Source organism: Pseudomonas inefficax, assembly GCF_032164165.1.
In the GTDB taxonomy this organism is placed as follows: Bacteria; Pseudomonadota; Gammaproteobacteria; order Pseudomonadales; family Pseudomonadaceae; genus Aquipseudomonas; species Aquipseudomonas inefficax.
The window spans coordinates 2,588,391-2,607,069 of sequence record NZ_CP134401.1; the positions used below are offsets into that span (position 1 = coordinate 2,588,391).

Consider the following 18,679-nt stretch of genomic DNA (forward strand, 5'->3'; position numbering starts at 1 on the left):
CCGCGAAGAGGCCGGCAGATTCAACGCAAAAAAAGGGGAGCATCCGCTCCCCAGAGGTTAACCGCTTGTAGATGAGGGCTTATCTCAGCCTTCGATCTCGATCAGGATCTCGCCCGGTGTCACACGGTCGCCCTTGGCTACATGAATGGCCACGACCTTGCCGGCGATACCCGCCTGCACTTCAGTCTCCATCTTCATGGCTTCGGTGATCAACACGGCCTGGCCGGTCTTGACCATGTCGCCTTCCTTGACCAGCACATCGACGATGTTGCCTGGCATGGTGGTGCTGACATGGCCCGGGGCACTGGCCTGCTTGCGCTTGCTGCCGCCACCGCCGACGAATTCGTTGAGCGGCTCGAACACCACTTCTTCCGGCATGCCGTCGATCGACAGGTAGAAGTGACGCTTGCCTTCGGCCTTCACGCCCACACCGGTGATGTCGACGCGGTAGGTTTCGCCGTGAACGTCGATGACGAATTCGGTCGGTACACCTTCACCGCTATGGGACGCCACTGCGCCCGCTTCAGGAATTGGCAGCAGGACTTCCGGGGTCAGGGTGCCGGCTTCGCGCTCTTCGAGGAACTTGCGGCCGATGTCCGGGAACATGGCGAAAGTCAGCACGTCTTCTTCGCAACGGGCCAGGGCGCCGATGTCGGCACGCAGCTTGGCCATTTCTGGCTTCAGCAGGTCGGCGGGGCGCACATCGATCACTTCTTCACTGCCGATCGCCTGACGACGCAGCTGCTCGTTGACCACGCCCGGGGCCTTGCCGTAACCGCCTTGCAGGTACAGCTTCACCTCATTGGTGATGGTCTTGTAGCGCTCGCCGGCCAACACGTTGAAGAACGCCTGGGTACCGACGATCTGCGAAGTCGGGGTCACCAGCGGCGGGAAGCCGAGGTCTTCACGAACGCGAGGGATCTCAGCCAGCACTTCGTTCATGCGGTTGAGGGCGCCCTGCTCCTTGAGCTGGTTGGCCAGGTTGGAAATCATGCCGCCCGGTACCTGGTTGACCTGCACGCGGGTGTCCACGGCGGTGAACTCGCTTTCGAACTGGTGGTACTTCTTGCGCACGGCATAGAAGTACAAACCGATTTCCTGCAGCAGCTCCAGGTCCAGGCCGGTATCGAATTCGCTGCCCTTGAGCGCGGCAACCATCGACTCGGTACCCGGGTGACTGGTGCCCCAGGCGAAGCTGGAGATGGCGGTGTCGATGTGATCGGCGCCGTTCTCCACAGCCTTCAGCTGGCACATTGCGGCCAGGCCGGCAGTGTCGTGGGAGTGGATGAATACTGGCAGCGACTGCTCAGCCTTCAGCGCCTTGACCAGTTCACCGGTGGCGAACGGGGTCAGCAGGCCGGCCATGTCCTTGATCGCCACCGAGTCGCAACCCATGGCTTCCATCTGCTTGGCCTGCTTCACGAAGGCTTCGATGGTATGTACCGGGCTGGTGGTGTAGGCGATGGTGCCTTGGGCGTGCTTGCCGGCAGCCTTGACCGCTTCAATGGCCACGCGCAGGTTACGCACATCGTTCATGGCATCGAAGATACGGAACACATCGATACCGTTGACCGCTGCCTTGGCGACGAAGGCCTTTACCACATCGTCGCTGTAGTGGCGGTAGCCCAGCAGGTTCTGGCCGCGCAGCAGCATTTGCAGGCGGGTGTTGGGCAGCGCCGCGCGCAGCTTGCGCAGGCGTTCCCACGGGTCTTCCTTGAGGAAGCGCACGCAGGCGTCGAAGGTGGCGCCACCCCAGACTTCCAGCGACCAGTAGCCGACCCTGTCGAGCTTGTCGCAGATCGGCAGCATGTCTTCGGTACGCATGCGGGTGGCCAGCAGGGACTGGTGGGCGTCGCGCAGGATCGTGTCGGTTACGTGAATTTTCTTGGACATTATTGGGTTCCTCACAGGCCTGCGTGGGCGGCGATGGCGGCGGCGATGGCCAGGGCCAGCTCTTCGGGTTTGCGCTTGATCGAGTAGTTGGTCAGTTCCGGGTGGCTTTCGACGAAGCTGGTGTTGAACTGGCCGCTACGGAATTCCGGATTGCGCAGGATTTCCTGGTAGTACGCGGCAGTGGTCTTCACCCCTTGCACGCGCATGTCGTCCAGGGCCCGCAGGCCGCGGTCCATGGCTTCTTCCCAGGTCAACGCCCACACCACCAGTTTCAGGCACATGGAGTCGTAGAACGGCGGAATGGTGTAACCGGTGTAGATCGCCGTGTCGGTACGCACGCCCGGGCCGCCGGGGGCGTAGTAGCGGGTGATCTTGCCGAAGCTCGGCAAGAAGTTGTTCTTCGGGTCTTCGGCGTTGATACGGAACTGCAGCGCGTAACCGCGGTGCTGGATGTCTTCCTGCTTGACCGACAGCGGCAGGCCCGAGGCAATGCGAATCTGCTCACGGACGACGTCTATACCGGTGATTTCCTCGGTGATGGTGTGTTCCACCTGTACCCGGGTGTTCATTTCCATGAAGTACACCTCGCCATCGGCGAGCAGGAACTCCACGGTACCGGCGTTCTCGTAGTTCACTGCCTTGGCCGCACGCACCGCCAGGTCGCCGATGTAGGCGCGCTGCTCGGGGGTGAGCTGAGGGCTCGGGGCGATTTCGATGAGCTTCTGGTTGCGGCGCTGGATCGAGCAATCGCGCTCGAACAGGTGCACGACGTTGCCAAAGCTGTCACCGAGGATCTGCGCCTCGATGTGCTTGGGATTGACGATGCACTTTTCCAGGAACACTTCCGCAGAACCAAAGGCCTTGGTAGCCTCGGAGATGACGCGGGGGAAGTTCTGTTCCAGTTCTTCACGGCTGTTGCAACGGCGAATACCACGGCCGCCACCACCAGAGGTGGCCTTGAGCATGACCGGGTAACCGATGCGGTCACCTTCGCTCAGCGCTTCGTGAATATCGGCAACGTTGCCTTCGGTACCCGGGGTTACCGGTACGCCGGCGGCGATCATGGTGCGACGCGCTTCGGTCTTGTCGCCCATGCGGCGAATGACCTCGGCTGCCGGGCCGATGAACTTGATCCCGCGCTCGGCGCAGATCTCTGCCAGTTCAGCGTTTTCCGACAGGAAACCATAACCTGGGTGCAGGGCATCACAACCGGTTTCCACAGCCAGGTTCACCAGCTTGCGCGGGTTCAGGTAACCGGCCAGCGGCTCGGCACCAATGCTGTGGGCTTCGTCGGCGCGCTTGACATGCAACGCGTGGCGGTCGGCGTCGGAATAGATCGCCACCGAGCGAATGCCCATCTCGGCGCAGGCGCGCACGATCCGAACTGCAATTTCACCTCGGTTGGCGATCAGGATTTTTTTTATCACTGGAGTCTTCCCAAAGCCGTAGGAACAGTCGAGCCGGTTCTCCCGGTCGGCGCGTGACCAGACGTTGCTGGCCAGTCGCACATTCACCCTAGCGCTGTAGGTTGATAAACAAAAATCAATATTTGTTAGGGGCTGTATTAGCAAAAGCTTATAGTGCGGTAACAAGGTGTTGCCGAAGGGCGGATAAAAATGCGTAAGTCCTTGATGCGTATGACGTTGCGTCAATTGCAGATCTTCAACGAGGTATGCGATTTACGTTCGTACAGCCGGGCGGCGGAAGAGATGGCCCTGACGCAACCCGCCGTTAGTCTACAGATCCGCCAGCTCGAAGAGCTGATCGGCCAACCGCTGTTCGAGTACGTGGGCAAGAAGCTCTACCTGACCGAAGCTGCCGAGGCCCTGCAACGCGCCAGCCACGATATCTTCGGGCGCCTGGAGAGCCTGGACATGCAGCTGTCGGACATGCAGGGCTCATTGCAGGGGCAGTTGAAGCTGGCGATCGAGTCCAGCGCCAAGTATTTCGTGCCACACCTGTTCGCTGCCTTCAAACAGCGTCACCCGGAGGTCAACCTGACCCTGACCGTGGTCAATCGCGCCCAAGCCATCCGCCGCTTGTCGGACAACCGCGACGACCTGATCATCATGTCCATGGTGCCGCAAGACATGGGCCTGGATTTTCTGCCGTTCCTCAACAACCCAATCATCGCGGTGGCGCCGCCCGAGCACCCGCTTTGCAAGCTGGAGCAACTGCGCCTGCAGGACCTTGAGCCTCATACCCTGCTGGTGCGCGAACAAGGTTCGGGCACACGCAAGGCTTGCGAGGAATACTTCAAGGACAAGCGCGTGCATTTCACGCAGACCTTGGAGGTGGCTTCGGCAGACGCCCAGCGAGAGTGCGTGATCGCCGGCTTGGGCATTGCCATGCTGACCCGCCATGCGGTCAACCTGGAGCTGGCCACCGGTGTGTTGAGGGAGCTGCCCGTGGAAGAACTGCCGCTGTACCGCAGCTGGTGCGTGGTGCAGTCCAAGGCCAAACGGCAGTCGCCGGTGGCCTTGGCTTTCCTGGCGTTCATTCGCAGCGAACGTGCGTTGATCAGCGCGCTGGTTGAGCGTTTTTCGGGGAAGCTGCTGCCGACGCCTGCCAGACCGTGAGCTCTTGCAGCTCCGGGTAGTCCACTAGCTCGCGGAGCAGTTGACGTTGGTCGCAATAGCTCTCGATCGCGCGGCGGTATTCCATGCGGCGCTGATCCTTTTCCTGCTGCTTGCGAGCCTTGGCGCTGGGTTGGTACGTACCGTCGAAGTCACGAGCCATTGCCTGTCTCCCAGATAGATGCGGGAACTTCAGACTGGCTTTGGCGGTTTACGGTTTGGCTGTGGAATGGTGACAAAACAGTGAAATTTATAGCACCTGTGCCGACCTCTTCGCGGGTAAACCCGCTCCCACAGGTGCTCACCAGCCTCAAGGACGGTGCAGTACCTGTGGGAGCGGGTTTACCCGCGAAAGGGCCGGCACAGGCAACGACAATCAGTCGTCGGTAGCCTTGATCGACTTGGGCGACAAGCGCAGGCTGCGCAAGCTGCGCTTCACGCTCTTCAGGTGGTTGACCAGGCTCGGCCCGCGCGCCATGGCCACACCCATGGCCAGCACGTCAATCACCACCAGGTGGGCGATACGCGAGGTCAGCGGGGTGTAGATTTCGGTGTCTTCATGCACGTCGATTGCCAGGTTTACCGTCGAAAGCTCCGCCAGCGGTGTCTGGCTGGGGCACAGGGTAATCAGGTTGGCACCGCTCTCACGGACCAGGTTGGCGGTAATCAACAGGTCCTTGGAACGGCCCGACTGGGAAATGCATACCGCCACATCACCCGGCTTCAGGGTCACCGCCGACATCGCCTGCATGTGCGGGTCGGAATAGGCTGCCGCGCTGAGCAGCAGGCGGAAGAACTTGTGCTGGGCATCGGCCGCTACCGCACCGGAGGCACCAAAGCCATAGAACTCCACACGCTGCGCCTGGGCCATGGCGGTCACTGCCTGCTGCAGCGCCTGCGGGTCGAGGTGCTCGCGCACTTCCATCAGGGTGTGCAGCGTGGTGTCGAAGATCTTCAGGCTGTAGTCGGCGACCGAGTCGTCTTCATGAATGGCGAACTGGCCGAAACTGGCCCCCGCAGCCAGGCTCTGCGCCAGCTTCAGCTTCAGGTCCTGGAAGCCCGAACAACCGATCGCACGGCAGAAACGCACGATGGTCGGTTCGCTGATACCCACGCTGTGCGCCAGGTCGGCCATGGAGCTGTGCATGACGGCAGCCGGGTCGAGTAGCACGTGGTCGGCCACTTTGAGTTCCGATTTGCGCAGCAGGTGGCGCGATTGGGCGATATGTTGCAACAGATTCACAGGCTGGACTCGGTTATGATCGGCTGGCCGGGTTGTAGCTATCTTGTAGTTATACTACATGGACGCCAACCCGCCCAGTTAAACGAACGTGGAGAGTGGTGGTTTGACTATTCCTTGCGACATTCTGGTCTTCGGCGGCACCGGCGATCTGGCCCTGCACAAATTGCTTCCGGCGCTCTACCACCTGTTTCGCGAGGCCCGTCTTGACCCTGCCGTGCGGATCATCGCACTGGCGCGACGCAACTTGCCACGCAATGACTATCTCAAGCTCGCCGAACGCCATTGCCGGGCACAGATCGCCCGCAACGACTTCGACGAAGAGGTCTGGCAGCGTTTTTCCGCGCGCGTCGACTATTTCGCCATGGATGCTTCGCAAAGCGCCGATTTCGGCCGCCTGGCGCGTTACCTGGGCGAGCCCGGCGGCTTGACGCGCATCTTCTACCTGGCCACCGCCCCCAACCTGTTCGTGCCGATCGCCAAGCACCTGCACAACGCCGGCCTGGCCGACGCCGAAGCGCGCATCGTTCTGGAAAAGCCGATCGGCCACTCGCTGGAGTCGGCTACCGCCATCAACGAAGCGATCGGCGCAGTGCTTGAGGAAAACCAGGTATTTCGCATCGACCACTACCTGGGCAAGGAAACCGTGCAGAACCTGATGGCCCTGCGTTTTGCCAACGCCCTGCTGGAGCCAGTGTGGCGCAACAGCCAGGTCGACCACGTGCAGATCAGCGTTTGCGAGACCCTGGGGGTAGAGAACCGCGGCGCCTACTACGACCGCGCCGGGGCGACCCGCGACATGCTGCAGAACCACTTGCTACAGCTGCTGTGCCTGGTGGCCATGGAGCCCCCCGCGCAGTTCGAGGCCGAAGCGGTGCGTGACGAGAAAGTGAAGATCCTGCGCGCCCTCAAGCCCATCACTGGTCAGGACGTACAGGACAAGACCGTACGCGGCCAGTATGGCGCCGGGCACATCGGCGGCCAGGAAGTGCCGGCCTATTATTTCGAAAAGGACGTCGACAACGACAGCGACACCGAAACCTTCATCGCCATCGAGGCGCACATCGACAACTGGCGCTGGGCGGGCGTGCCCTTCTACCTGCGTACCGGCAAGCGCATGGCACGCCGCTCATCGCAGATCGTCATCCAGTTCAAGCCGGTGCCCCACGAGCTTTTCAATGGTGGCCAAGTCAACCAGCTGCTGATCCAGCTGCAACCGGACGAACGCATCAGCTTGCGCATGATGACCAAGAGCCCGGGCAAGGGCATGCGCCTGGAACCTGTGGACCTGGATCTGAACCTGGCCCAGGTGTTCAGCCAGACCCGCCGCTGGGACGCCTACGAGCGGCTGTTGCTGGATGTGCTTGAGGGCGACTCGACGTTGTTCATGCGCCGCGACGAAGTGGAAGCGGCCTGGGCCTGGATCGACCCGATCATCAAGGGCTGTGAAGAGCACTTCCAGGCACCAAGACCGTACCCGGCAGGCAGTAACGGGCCGGAGCAAGCCAACAGCTTGCTCGCCAGGCATGGCAGGCACTGGCATAGCTGAAGCACTGCCCTGCTCCCGTGTCAGATGAAAGAGCAGAAAGTAGCCCCAGCGCACTGGCGCTACTTTCAACACGAGACAGGAACAGACAATGGCTATTATTACCAACCTCGTTGCAGTCAATGACATCGCCCACGGCAAGCAGGTGTTCAGGGTTCATGGCACCGTTACGGTCGCCACCCCGGCCATCGAACCGGTGCTGGTCGAACCCAAGCTGCGCCACAGGGGTGGCTGGGAAGTGCTGGAGCTTCAGCTGGTGGATAGCGGCGCAATCACCCCGCAGGTCCTGACGGAAAAAACCGTGGTTTTCGAACGTGCAGGCGGCACTGGCTGGAAAACCGTGGAGATCATCCATGCTGACGGTTCTCAGCGCTGCGAAATTCGCACCATCGAAGCGATTGACTGAGCCGCTGCCGGCCAGGTCGCCTGAACGGCGGCCTGGCACCTGCCATCGGCTCGATGAACGGGCATGCGGCAGGTGAATATTCATACAGTAGAAGTTTGCCCCATTTCCTGCTGCGCCCTAGAATGGCCCGATGCGCACAGACGACCTCTCCCTCCTGCTGAATTCCCTCAACGATGCCCAACGCCAGGCCGTAGCGGCCACGCTCGGGCGTCAACTGGTGCTTGCTGGCGCCGGTTCCGGTAAAACCCGCGTGCTGGTGCACCGCATTGCCTGGCTGATCCAGGTGGAGCAGGCATCGCCGCACTCGATCCTGTCGGTGACCTTCACCAACAAGGCCGCGGCAGAAATGCGCCAGCGGATCGAGCAACTGCTGGGCATCAACCCGGCGGGCATGTGGGTCGGCACCTTCCACGGCCTGGCCCATCGCCTGCTGCGGGCGCACTGGCAGGAAGCACGACTGGTGCAGAACTTCCAGATCCTCGACAGCGACGACCAGCAGCGCCTGATCAAGCGGGTGATGCGCGAGCTGGGCCTGGACGAGCAGAAATGGCCGGCACGCCAAGCCCAGTGGTTCATCAACGGGCAGAAGGACGAAGGCCTGCGACCGCAACATATCCAGGCCGGGGGCGACCTGTTCCTGTCGACCATGCGCGACGTCTATACCGCCTACGAACAGGCCTGCGAGCGCGCCGGGGTCATCGACTTTTCCGAGTTGCTGCTGCGCGCCCTTGACCTGTGGCGCGACCATCCCGGCCTGCTGGAACACTATCAGCGGCGTTTCCAGCATGTGCTGGTAGACGAATTCCAGGATACCAACGCCGTGCAGTACGCCTGGCTGCGCCTGTTGGCACGCGGTGGCGCCAGCCTGATGGCAGTGGGCGATGACGACCAGTCGATCTACGGCTGGCGCGGTGCCAAGATCGAGAACATTCACCAGTACACTGCCGACTTCCCAGACGCCGAAATGATCCGCCTGGAGCAGAACTACCGCTCCACCGGCGGCATCCTCAAGGCGGCCAACGCGCTGATCGCCAACAACAGCGGGCGCCTGGGCAAGGAACTGTGGACCGACCTGGGCGAAGGCGAACCGTTGACCCTGTATGCGGCCTACAACGAGCACGACGAAGCGCGCTACGTGGTGGAAACCATCGAAAGCCTGGTCAAACAGGGCAACGCGCGTAGCGAGATCGCCATCCTGTACCGTTCCAACGCCCAGTCGCGGGTGCTGGAAGAAGCCCTGCTGCGCGAACGCATCCCCTACCGCATCTACGGTGGCCAGCGCTTCTTCGAGCGCGCCGAAATCAAGAACGCCATGGCTTACCTGCGGCTGATCGAAGGCCGCGGCAACGATGCTGCCCTGGAACGGGTGATCAACGTGCCGCCACGTGGCATTGGCGAAAAAACCGTCGAAGCCATCCGCGAGCATGCCCGCCACAGCCAGCTGTCGATGTGGGAAGCCATGTGCCAGCTGCTCGCTGCCAAAGCCCTGAAAGGCCGCGCCGCCAGTGCCTTGGGTGCGTTCATCGAGCTGATCGAGGGGTTGGCTGCCAAGGTCGTGGACATGCCACTGCATACCATGACCCAGACCACCATCGAGCAGTCCGGGCTGATCATCTATCACCAGGAAGAAAAGGGTGAAAAGGGCCAGGCACGGGTAGAAAACCTTGAGGAACTGGTCAGCGCAGCGCGCAACTTCGAGTCCACCGAAGAAGACGCCGACCTCTCGCCACTCTCGGCGTTCCTCGGCCACGCCTCGCTCGAGGCAGGCGACGCCCAGGCCGACGAGCATGAAGACAGCGTCCAGCTGATGACCTTGCACAGCGCCAAGGGCCTGGAGTTCCCGTATGTGTTCCTGGTGGGCATGGAAGAAGGCCTGTTCCCGCACAAGATGAGCCTGGAAGAGCCTGGCCGCCTGGAAGAGGAGCGCCGCCTGGCTTATGTGGGCATCACCCGCGCCATGCGCCAACTGGTCATGACCTACGCTGAAACACGTCGCCTGTATGGGAGCGAGACCTACAACAAGGTGTCACGTTTCGTACGCGAAATTCCGGCGGGCCTGGTTCAGGAAGTGCGCCTGTCCAACAGCGTCAGTCGCCCGTTCGGCGGGGCCAAGACGGCGACGAACAGCAACCTGTTCGCCAATGCCAGCATTCCGCAGACCGCGTTCAACCTGGGTCAGCGTGTGCAGCATGCGGTGTTTGGCGAGGGTGTGATCCTTAACTTCGAAGGCTCCGGCGCCCAGGCACGGGTGCAGGTGAATTTTGCCGAAGGCAGCAAGTGGCTGATGCTGGGGTATGCCAAGCTCGAGGCCATCTAAAAGCCTGCGCAGGTCCTTGTAGGAGCGGCCTTTGTGGGAGCGGCCTTGTGTCGCGAAAGGGCCGCAAAGCGGCCCCACGATTGTGGCTTTGACGCTGATATCTTAGGGCTGCTTCGCAGCCCTATCGCGACACAAGGCCGCTCCCACAGGTATTGGGTCAGCATTCAAAAAGTCCGGTCCAGCCGGGTTTGTAACACTCAGGCAAAAGCTAGAAACATTATGTCGCTGGTCATGTGCCCGGGAACCTGTGCACCATGACGCGCGTGCAATCCACAACAGGGGATATCCCACTTATGCAACGTTTTCTTAGCATCGCTCTGGCGCTCTGCGTCGGCCTGACGCTGAGCCTGGACGCCAACGCCAAGCGTTTTGGCGGCGGCAAGAGCTCGGGCTCCGCGCCTATCCACCAGACCCGCCAGGCCACGCCAACCACGCCTGCCGCCGCGCCGACCGCACCTGGCCGTGCCGCTCCGGCCGCCAGCGGTGCTTCGCGCTGGTTGGGCCCTCTGGCCGGCCTCGCTGCCGGTGGCCTGCTGGCTTCCATGTTCATGGGTGACGGTTTCGAAGGCTTCCAGATCATGGACTTCCTGATCGTGGCGCTCATCGCCTTCCTGGTGTTCCGCTTCATCGCCGCGCGCCGTCGCCAGCAGCAGCCGCAAATGGCCATGCCAGGTCATGCGCCGATGCAGCGTGAAGCTCACGGTCAGCCTGCCCAGCCGTCGATCTTCGGTGGTTCGGCCGCACCTGCCGCCGCAGCCGCCCCGGTGATCAACGCCCCGGCCTGGTTCAACGAGCAGAACTTCCTGGCTGCTGCCCGTAACCACTTCCAGGCGCTGCAGCAGCACTGGGACGCCAACGAGATGGACAAGATCGCCGAGTTCGTCACCCCGCAGATGCTGGAGTTCCTCAAGCGCGAGCGCGCCGAACTGGGTGATGGCTTCCAGTCCACCTACATCGACAACCTCGAGGTGCAGCTGGACGGTGTCGAAGACCGCGCCGACCGCACCGATGCCACCCTGACCTTCCGTGGCATGTCGAAGAACTCGCGCTTCGACCAGGGCGAAGTGTTCAGCGAAAGCTGGCACATGGTTCGCGCCCAAGGCGAAAACCAGCCTTGGCTGGTGGCCGGTATCCGTCAAAACGGCTAACCGTTGCGTGCTGCACAAAAAACCCCGGGCCTGTCCCGGGGTTTTTGCTTTTGCCAGAGTGGCCTACTAGGGTATAACGCGCAGCGTTGTCATCTAGGTCAGAGGAAGTGAACCGTGGAAGAAGTGATCGAACAACTCCGTGAAGCCAACGAGCCAGTGCCGGTGCCCCTTGAGCTTCCCGACGAGGACCAGCTGGTCGAGATCGAAGAAGAGCTGTTCATCAACATTCCGTTCGTGTTCAAAGAGTTCCTGCTGACCGTCAGTGACGTGGTGTATGGTTCACTGGAGCCGGTGACCGTTACCGACCCACAGTCGCATACCTACCTGCCGGAAGTCGCCGCCAACGCCTGGGATGCCGGCGTGCCACGTGACCTGATTCCATTGTGTCAGGACGGCGACAACTACTACTGCGTCGAAGAGGATGGCACCGTGGTGCTGTGGGATGCCGAAGAGGAAAGTGTCGGCGAAGACAGCTGGGAATCGGTGTGGCACTGGGCGCGGGATGTCTGGCTGGAGAGCTGATTCCAACCTCTGTTTTGATGCTGTACTGCACAAAGGTCAGCACCCATGCAGTACCTGTGGGAGCGGGCGCGCCCGCGAAGAAGCCAGCACGGTGATTGGCCCCAGCCGCGCCGGTGTTCGCGGGCATGCCCGCTCCCACAGTCAGTGCGTATTCTCGCGGCTGTTCTCCAGCGTCTCCAGCAAGGCAATCTGCATGCGCGTATGCACGCGGATAAACCAGCGCCACAGCAAGGCCACCACTACCGCAGCCACCACGGCAATCACCAGCAGCAACTCGCTGGTCGGCAGAATGCTCGCCGACAGCGCCGATAGCAGCAGGAAAATAACCAGCAGCGACAACAGCGGGATCACCTCGGCAATCACACGACGCACGCGCTGGGTATGCCGCCCGGCCATTTCCGGCTTGACGCCCATCTCTGCCAGTAGCATCGACAGTGCCTTGAGCTTGCGATAGGCAGCAATCAGGAATGGCAACGACAGCAACAACGCTGCGCCCCATATCAGCGCTTTCTGTTGGCTGGCATCGCTGACCCACTCGCTGAGCCAGTTGCCGATCCGCCCTGCGAAATAGCCACCACTGAAGAAGATGGCGATTACCAGCGCCAGGTTCACCCCAACCTGCAACAGGATGCGCCGGATCATCGCCGCGAGCATGGCGCTCTCGCCCTGCGGCTGGATGCTGCGCAACCATTCGCCATACAACGACAGCACCCGCGCCAGGCGGCTGGGTACCACCTTGCCCAGCTTGAGCGACAGCGGGTCGGCGGCACGGATCAGGTAGGGTGTCAGCAGCGTGGTGATTGCAGACACCGCCACAGCCACCGGGTAGAGGAAGTCGCTGGTCACCTGCAGGGTCATGCCCAGCGCGGCGATGATGAAGGAAAACTCGCCGATCTGCGAAAGCCCCATGCCCACTCGCAGCGATGTACGCCCGTCATTGCCCGCAATGAACGCGCCCATGCCGCACGACAGCATCTTGCCCAACACCACTGCCAGGGTAATGACCACGATCGGCCAGGCGTAGTCGATCAGCACCTGGGGGTCGATCATCAGCCCGATGGCGACGAAGAAAATGGCGCTGAACAGGTCACGCACCGGTTCGATCAGGCTCTCGATCTTAAGCAACTGGCGCGATTCGGCCATGATCGCGCCAATCAGGAAGGCACCGAGCACCATGCTGTACTCCAGCTTGACCACCAGCAGGCAAAAGCCGAAGCACAGGCCCAATACGGTAATCAGCAACATCTCGTTGCTTTCGAATTTTGCCACGTAGGCCAGCAGGCGTGGCACCAGCAGGATGCCGATGACCAACGCGACGATCATGAACAGCGACAGCTTGCCGACAGTGGAGAACACCTCGCCCGAGCTGACCGTGCCGCTGACGGCGATGCCCGACAGCAGGGCGATGATGCCGATGCCAAGGATGTCCTCGACTATCAGTACGCCAAAGATCAGCTGGGCGAAGCGCTCGTTCTTCATCTTCAGGTCGTTGAGCGCCTTGACGATGATGGTGGTCGAAGAAATCGCCAGGATGGCGCCGAGGAACAGCGAATCCATGGTGTTCCAGCCGAACCAGCGGCCGATCTCGAAGCCGATCCAGATCATCAGCACGATTTCCAGGAACGCCGCGATGAACGCCGTGGCGCCTACCTTGAACAGCTTGCGCAGGCTGAATTCGAGCCCCAGGCAGAACATCAGGAAGATCACCCCCAGCTCGGCGAGGATCTTGATGGTGTCTTCGTCGTGGATCAGGCCGAACGGTGGGGTGTGCGGGCCGATGATGAAGCCGGCGACGATGTAGCCCAGCACCACAGGTTGCTTGAGACGGTGAAAGAGAACGGTGACCACGCCGGCGACCAGCATGATGACTGCCAGGTCCTGGATAAAGCTGATGGCATGCATGGCGTGATACTCCTTTTCTCGTCCGTTGCTGGATGCCTGGGCAGACCGCTCCTCTGCCAAGGCAACCCTGAGCGAGCAGCAAGTACATACTGTTTTGAATGCATGAAAAGCCCATGTTGCATGGGTGTAGTCAGGTTAACATCGCACCCCGCCGCAAATAGGCGGTGCAATATGCAGAAACAGATCGGCTGGAAAAGCGCCGCTGATGGCATGATCGGCGTGACGATGGAGCGTCAGCCAACGTCCCGTACCAGGAAGGCAAATTCAAAAGAGGGGAATACAAGTGTCTGCAGATAATGCCCCCCGTTCGCCCGATTCAGCGCAACCTCACCGTGAGCACACTATGGAACCTGGAAACGCCCAGCTGAGCATGACCGTCCTGATGACCCCGGACATGGCCAACTTTTCTGGCAACGTACATGGCGGCACCCTGCTCAAGTACCTCGACGAAGTGGCCTATGCGTGTGCCAGCCGCTATGCCGGCAGCTATGTAGTCACCCTGTCGGTCGATCAGGTGATCTTCCGCGAGCCGGTGCACGTGGGGGAACTTGTTACCTTCCTGGCGTCGGTCAACTACACCGGCAACACCTCGATGGAGGTGGGCATCAAGGTGGTGACCGAAAACATCCGCGAGCGCTCGGTACGTCATTCCAACAGCTGCTTCTTCACCATGGTCGCGGTCGACGACAACCGTCGCCCGGTGCCGGTGCCGCCACGCCAGCCGCAGAGCAGTGAAGAAAAGCGCCGCTTCCTTCAGGGCCAGCAACGCCGACAGATCCGCCAGGAGCTGGAAAAGCGTTACCAGGACCTGAAAACCGACTCGATTTAAAGCGCCAGAAGCTGTGCCTCGAAGCGCACCCTTGGGTGCGCGATGCGGTCCTGGGCCCGCACCAACTGCAGTTCATAGCTGGCGCATACCTGAGTTTCCAGCAGCACTTCGTGTACGGCCGCAGCGGTGAATTCGAACGCCTGGACCCAGCTGTCGCCGAGCAGGACGCGAGCCAGGAACAGGCCTGAGGTCAGGTCCCCCACCCCCACCGGCTGCCGCGGAAACGCCAATAGCGGGCGACGCAGGTGCCAGCTGTGCTCGGCGGTCACCAGCAGCATCTCGAACTGGTCCTCGGCGCGCCCGGGGTAGGCCAGGTGCTTGACCAGCACCACCTGCGGCCCTCGCTGCAACAGGCTGCGCGCCATGTTCACGCAGTCCTCCAACGACTGCGCCCGGCGGCCACAGAAGCTGTCCAGCTCCAGCTGGTTGGGGCACAGGATGTCAGCCCTGGCGGCCGCCTCGTCGAGCAGGAATTCACTGACTTCCGCAGGCACGATGCAACCCTTCTCAGGGTGCCCCATGACTGGGTCGCACAGGTACAAAGCCTTTGGGTTCACTGCCTTGATCCGCTCGACGCCGGCCAGAATCGCCCGGCCTTGTTCGGCACTCCCCAGGTAACCGGACAACACCGCATCGCAATGGCCCAGCTCGCCGATGTTGGAAATGCCTTCCACCAACGCAGGAATTTGCGCAGGAGCAAGCACTTCACCTGCCCACTGGCCATACTGTGTGTGATTGGAGAACTGCACGGTATTGAGCGGCCACACATTGACCCCGATACGCTGCATGGGAAATACCGCGGCACTGTTGCCGGCGTGGCCGAACACCACATGGGACTGGATGGCGAGCAAGTGCGGGGTACGTTTCATGCGGGAGGTTTCCAAAGCTGTTTCAGTGATTGTGCGCAAGGCAGTATGAACTCGATTGCCACCTGTACGACAGGCCAGGGACGCAGTTAAGCTGGATCGACCTGTTTGGAGCATATGCAAATGTTGACCCTGGAAAACCTCTTCGTCCTGATGCTGGTCGCCACGGCAGGCGCCTGGTTGTGGCACAACCACGGGTTGCGCGAGAAAGCCCTGGAACGGGTCAAACAGCATTGCACCAAGCTCGACCTCGAACTGCTCGACGATGCGGTCGCACTCAAGCGCATCGCCTTTGTCCGTGACGCCAACGGCCGCAAGCGCCTGGCGCGCGTCTATGCCTTCGAGTTCACCGTCACGGGCGAACAGCGCCACCCCGGTACCGTGACGCAGTTCGGCGCCCACAGTGTGCAAATCGAACTTGCGCCCTACCCGTTCGAGATCAAGACCCCACCGCGCGCCGACAATGTCATCGAAATGCAGCAGTGGCGCCAGGAGCACAACCGCTGGCGCAACTGATCAACTGATACGACATTCGCTCAACCCGGCCTGCAGCGCGGATTGCGATTGCGGCTGGTCGAAAATCAGCTCGATGCGCGTATCCCTGCGCCAGTCGCTGGGCTGCCAGGCGGGCATGTCCCCATTCAGGCCATTGAATGATTGCCAGCCCTCCACGCTGTGGATAACCCCCTTGGCGCGTCGCCACGGCCAAGCCCGCAAGAACGCCTGCAGCCGCTGTGGATAAAACTGCTGGCCAGGGTGCCAGCGCCAGCCAATGCTCCAACCCCCTTCTCCCTGCTGGGCAAGACAGATCGGCTGGCCAGGGTCCGTCCATAGCGTCGCCGTTGGATTTCCAGGATTGTCGACAATACTGTTATCCACAAACGGGCTGTCAACAATGCCATTGGGTACGGCCGGAAGCTCTGACAAGGGCAGCTTACCTTGAACGGTCCAGAACAGTCTTTTCCCAATTAATTTGTTTTTTATCAACAGCTTGTGTTTTTCATCCACAGCCTCTGACTTGTTCAATACGACGCTTTCAGCAGCCTCGAGGGCCTGCTGTTGAGCCTCTGGAAGCTGCTCGCACCGAACCATCGACTGCGCATCCACAACCATCAGCAATGGTTGTATTGTCAGCACTCCAGCCCATGGGGCTTTTTGCAACTGAGCGAGCAACTGCAACGGATGACCCAGCCCGGACGGCTCGATGAACAGCCGGTCAGGGCGGGATTTGCGCAGCAGTCGGCCCAAGCCCACCTGAAACGGCATGCCATTGACGCAGCAAAGGCATCCACCTGCGACCTCGCCGATGGCGATGCCGTCTTCGTCACGGCTGAGCAAGGCAGCATCCAGACCTACCAGGCCAAATTCGTTTATCAATACAGCCCAGCGCTCATTGGCCGGGCGCTGGGCCAGCAGATGACGGATCAGGGTCGTCTTGCCGGCCCCCAGCGGGCCGGCAATCACGTGAGTAGGAATGTTCTGCAGCATGGGGCGGCTTCGGGCGATGGTGATGCCTCACTATGCGCCGTCAGGCCAGCCAGTCAAGGCTGAGCAGCAGGCGCCCCTGCTGCCCCGAGGGCGAACGATGCACCAGCCCCGCGCCTTCGTTGCCCTGCCACTTCTCCCCTTTGAGCACAGCCACATCGCCAGCTTGCAGGTGCTGGATGTTATCCACAGGCAGTACCGCTGTGTGTAAGTCACCACGCGGGCTCGCATCCTCTTTCAGCCACTCGCTCCCTGGCCCAGCGTAAGTGGTGAGCAGGCGCAGCGGAACGTTATCCACATGGAAGCGCGGGCACATGGGGCCTGTCAGTACCCGCAGGCGCAAGCCGACCCGCTGCGCACCCACCAGGCAGGTATAGGCAGCCACCAACCAGGTCACATCCGCCACGAATGCCTCGTAGCCGTGCACGTCCGCCGCTTCGCGTAATAATTCGGTCAATACCGGCATGTGCTGCTCGTCCACATCGATGACGCGCTGGTCTGCCAAGGGCTGGCCGAGGTTGACCACCAGTGCGGCAAAATCCTCAAGCTGCGCCGGCAAACGTCGGCGCCATACCGCCAGGTTCACGCCATCCTGCAACACCTCGGTCAGCACCTGCGGTGTTTCACCAAATACCTGGAAAATATCCACAGGTTTGCGTGCGGGGTTCATGCTGCGGCCTCCTCATGCCATGGACCGAACGGATCCGGCAGGCGCAACCAGCCCATAGGCCCCAAGTCCATTTCCTGCTCGGTCAACAGGCATGCTTCGAGTGCTGTGGATAATTTTTCGAAGTCGATATTCTGCCCTATGAACACCAGTTCCTGGCGGCAGTCACCACTCTCGGCAACCCAGTTCTTCAAGATCGCGGCGGTGTTATCCACATCCTGTGGCCACTGCTCGCGCGGCACGAAGCGCCACCAGCGGCCCGCCAGGCCATGGCGCATCATGCCGCCTGCCTGCGACCAGCTCCCGGCCTCCTGGTACTTGCTGGCCAGCCAGAAAAAACCCTTCGAACGCAGCAGCCGCCCATTGCTCCAGGGCGTGTGGATAAAATCGAAAAAGCGTTGTGGATGAAGGGGGCGCCGGGCCTGCCAGGTGGTGGCGGCAATGCCGTACTCTTCGGTTTCCGGCACGTGCTCGCCGCGCAACTCCTGCAGCCAGCCAGGGGCCTGGGCAGCCTGGTCGAAGTCGAACAGGCCGGTGTCGAGGATGCGTTCCAGCGGTACCTGGCCCATGACCATGGGCACGATCTGCGCCCGGGCATTCAGGCTGCGCAGAATCGCAATTAGCTCTTCGCGCTCGTGTTGGCTGATCAGGTCGATCTTGCTCAGCAACAGCACATCGGCGAACTCGACCTGTTCGATCAGCAAGTCACTGATCGAGCGCTCGTCTTCCTCACCCAGGGTTTCGCCACGGCTGGCCAGGCTGTCTGCTGCCTGGTAATCCCGCAGGAAGTTCAGGCCATCGACCACGGTGACCATGGTGTCCAGGCGTGCCATGTCGGACAGGCTGCGGCCCTGTTCGTCACGGAAGGTGAAGGTCTCGGCCACAGGCAGTGGCTCTGAGATTCCCGTGGACTCGATCAGCAAATAATCGAAACGCCCTTCCTCGGCCAGACGCGCCACTTCCTCAAGCAGGTCTTCACGCAGCGTGCAGCAGATGCAGCCATTGCTCATCTCCACCAGCTTCTCTTCGGCACGGTTGAGGCTGACGTTGCGCTGCACCTCGCTGGCATCGATGTTGATTTCGCTCATGTCATTGACGATAACCGCAACCCGCAGGTTTTCGCGGTTACGCAGCACATGGTTGAGCAAGGTGCTCTTGCCGGCGCCAAGGAAGCCGGACAGCACGGTGACAGGGAGACGGTTGGGCATGGCGAAACCTCTTCAGGCGAGCGCATTCGAAACGATGCATTGCACAATGTTATAAAGTAACAATACAATTTCGC

The 18,679-nt window shown here is 61.3% G+C and carries 17 protein-coding genes; 8 read left to right on the forward strand and 9 right to left on the reverse strand.

Annotated features, from left to right (window positions below; genetic code table 11):
- Window positions 1-84: 84 nt before the first annotated feature.
- Window positions 85-1,893 carry a sodium-extruding oxaloacetate decarboxylase subunit alpha gene (oadA, locus tag RIN61_RS11595; protein WP_112249455.1) on the reverse strand — a complete coding sequence of 603 codons (1,809 nt, stop codon included), beginning with the start codon at window positions 1,891-1,893 and terminating at the stop codon, window positions 85-87.
- 11 nt (window positions 1,894-1,904) lie between these two features.
- Window positions 1,905-3,320 carry an acetyl-CoA carboxylase biotin carboxylase subunit gene (locus RIN61_RS11600; RefSeq protein WP_112249456.1) on the reverse strand — a complete coding sequence of 472 codons (1,416 nt, stop codon included), beginning with the start codon at window positions 3,318-3,320 and terminating at the stop codon, window positions 1,905-1,907.
- Between the two features lie 189 nt (window positions 3,321-3,509).
- On the opposite strand from RIN61_RS11600, the gene RIN61_RS11605 reads away from it, so the two are divergent.
- Entirely contained in the window at window positions 3,510-4,472 is a 963-nt protein-coding gene (locus tag RIN61_RS11605; RefSeq protein WP_313857256.1) for a LysR family transcriptional regulator, read from the forward strand.
- Here the strand turns inward: RIN61_RS11605 and RIN61_RS11610 are convergent.
- Together RIN61_RS11610 and hexR are read right to left on the reverse strand one after the other, a co-directional pair.
- A complete protein-coding gene (locus tag RIN61_RS11610; protein ID WP_080563834.1) occupies window positions 4,414-4,632 on the reverse strand; it encodes a PA3496 family putative envelope integrity protein in 219 nt (72 codons plus the stop codon). The two genes, RIN61_RS11605 and RIN61_RS11610, sit on opposite strands and share 59 nt — an antisense overlap.
- Before the next feature lie 213 nt (window positions 4,633-4,845).
- Entirely contained in the window at window positions 4,846-5,712 is an 867-nt protein-coding gene (hexR, locus tag RIN61_RS11615; protein WP_011536461.1) for a transcriptional regulator HexR, read from the reverse strand.
- 103 nt (window positions 5,713-5,815) lie between these two features.
- On the opposite strand from hexR, the gene zwf reads away from it, so the two are divergent.
- The 5 genes from zwf (at window position 5,816) to RIN61_RS11640 (ending at window position 11,648) form a co-directional block, all read left to right on the forward strand.
- Window positions 5,816-7,258, forward strand: a complete 1,443-nt coding sequence (gene zwf, locus RIN61_RS11620) for a glucose-6-phosphate dehydrogenase (RefSeq protein WP_112249459.1) — start codon at window positions 5,816-5,818, stop codon at window positions 7,256-7,258.
- 88 nt (window positions 7,259-7,346) lie between these two features.
- Window positions 7,347-7,661 (forward strand): hypothetical protein, encoded by a 315-nt coding sequence (locus tag RIN61_RS11625; RefSeq protein WP_112249460.1) that lies wholly within the window; start codon window positions 7,347-7,349, stop codon window positions 7,659-7,661.
- A 130-nt stretch (window positions 7,662-7,791) separates the two neighbouring features.
- Window positions 7,792-9,978, forward strand: coding sequence for a DNA helicase II (gene uvrD, locus RIN61_RS11630; protein ID WP_112249461.1), 2,187 nt, complete (start codon window positions 7,792-7,794; stop codon window positions 9,976-9,978).
- Between the two features lie 293 nt (window positions 9,979-10,271).
- The gene (locus RIN61_RS11635) at window positions 10,272-11,126 is read left to right on the forward strand and encodes a Tim44 domain-containing protein (protein WP_112249462.1); all 855 of its coding nucleotides are present in this window, start codon (window positions 10,272-10,274) and stop codon (window positions 11,124-11,126) included.
- A 114-nt stretch (window positions 11,127-11,240) separates the two neighbouring features.
- Window positions 11,241-11,648: an SMI1/KNR4 family protein gene (locus tag RIN61_RS11640; RefSeq protein WP_112249463.1), complete on the forward strand. Its 408-nt coding sequence runs from the start codon at window positions 11,241-11,243 to the stop codon at window positions 11,646-11,648.
- 141 nt (window positions 11,649-11,789) lie between these two features.
- Here RIN61_RS11640 and RIN61_RS11645 read toward each other — a convergent pair whose 3' ends face one another.
- Window positions 11,790-13,550 carry a cation:proton antiporter gene (locus tag RIN61_RS11645; RefSeq protein ID WP_133969776.1) on the reverse strand — a complete coding sequence of 587 codons (1,761 nt, stop codon included), beginning with the start codon at window positions 13,548-13,550 and terminating at the stop codon, window positions 11,790-11,792.
- Window positions 13,551-13,893: 343 nt separating this feature from the next.
- Here RIN61_RS11645 and RIN61_RS11650 point away from each other — a divergent pair, with 343 nt between their 5' ends.
- Window positions 13,894-14,379, forward strand: a complete 486-nt coding sequence (locus tag RIN61_RS11650) for an acyl-CoA thioesterase (RefSeq protein WP_112249465.1) — start codon at window positions 13,894-13,896, stop codon at window positions 14,377-14,379.
- Here RIN61_RS11650 and pdxY read toward each other — a convergent pair.
- Window positions 14,376-15,248, reverse strand: a complete 873-nt coding sequence (gene pdxY, locus RIN61_RS11655; RefSeq protein WP_112249466.1) for a pyridoxal kinase PdxY — start codon at window positions 15,246-15,248, stop codon at window positions 14,376-14,378. The genes RIN61_RS11650 and pdxY overlap by 4 nt on opposite strands.
- Window positions 15,249-15,368: 120 nt before the next feature.
- On the opposite strand from pdxY, the gene RIN61_RS11660 reads away from it, so the two are divergent.
- Window positions 15,369-15,761, forward strand: a complete 393-nt coding sequence (locus RIN61_RS11660) for a DUF3301 domain-containing protein (RefSeq protein ID WP_112249467.1) — start codon at window positions 15,369-15,371, stop codon at window positions 15,759-15,761.
- Here RIN61_RS11660 and RIN61_RS11665 read toward each other — a convergent pair whose 3' ends face one another.
- From RIN61_RS11665 to zigA, 3 genes are read right to left on the reverse strand one after another with little or no spacing between them, the layout of a single operon-like run.
- On the reverse strand, window positions 15,762-16,733 hold the full coding sequence (locus RIN61_RS11665; RefSeq protein WP_313857265.1) for a CobW family GTP-binding protein: 972 nt from the start codon (window positions 16,731-16,733) through the stop codon (window positions 15,762-15,764).
- A 40-nt stretch (window positions 16,734-16,773) separates the two neighbouring features.
- A complete protein-coding gene (locus RIN61_RS11670) occupies window positions 16,774-17,400 on the reverse strand; it encodes a DUF1826 domain-containing protein (protein WP_313857267.1) in 627 nt (208 codons plus the stop codon).
- A complete protein-coding gene (zigA, locus tag RIN61_RS11675; protein WP_112249470.1) occupies window positions 17,397-18,605 on the reverse strand; it encodes a zinc metallochaperone GTPase ZigA in 1,209 nt (402 codons plus the stop codon). The genes RIN61_RS11670 and zigA overlap by 4 nt, the downstream gene beginning before the upstream one ends.
- Between the last annotated feature and the right edge of the window lie 74 nt (window positions 18,606-18,679).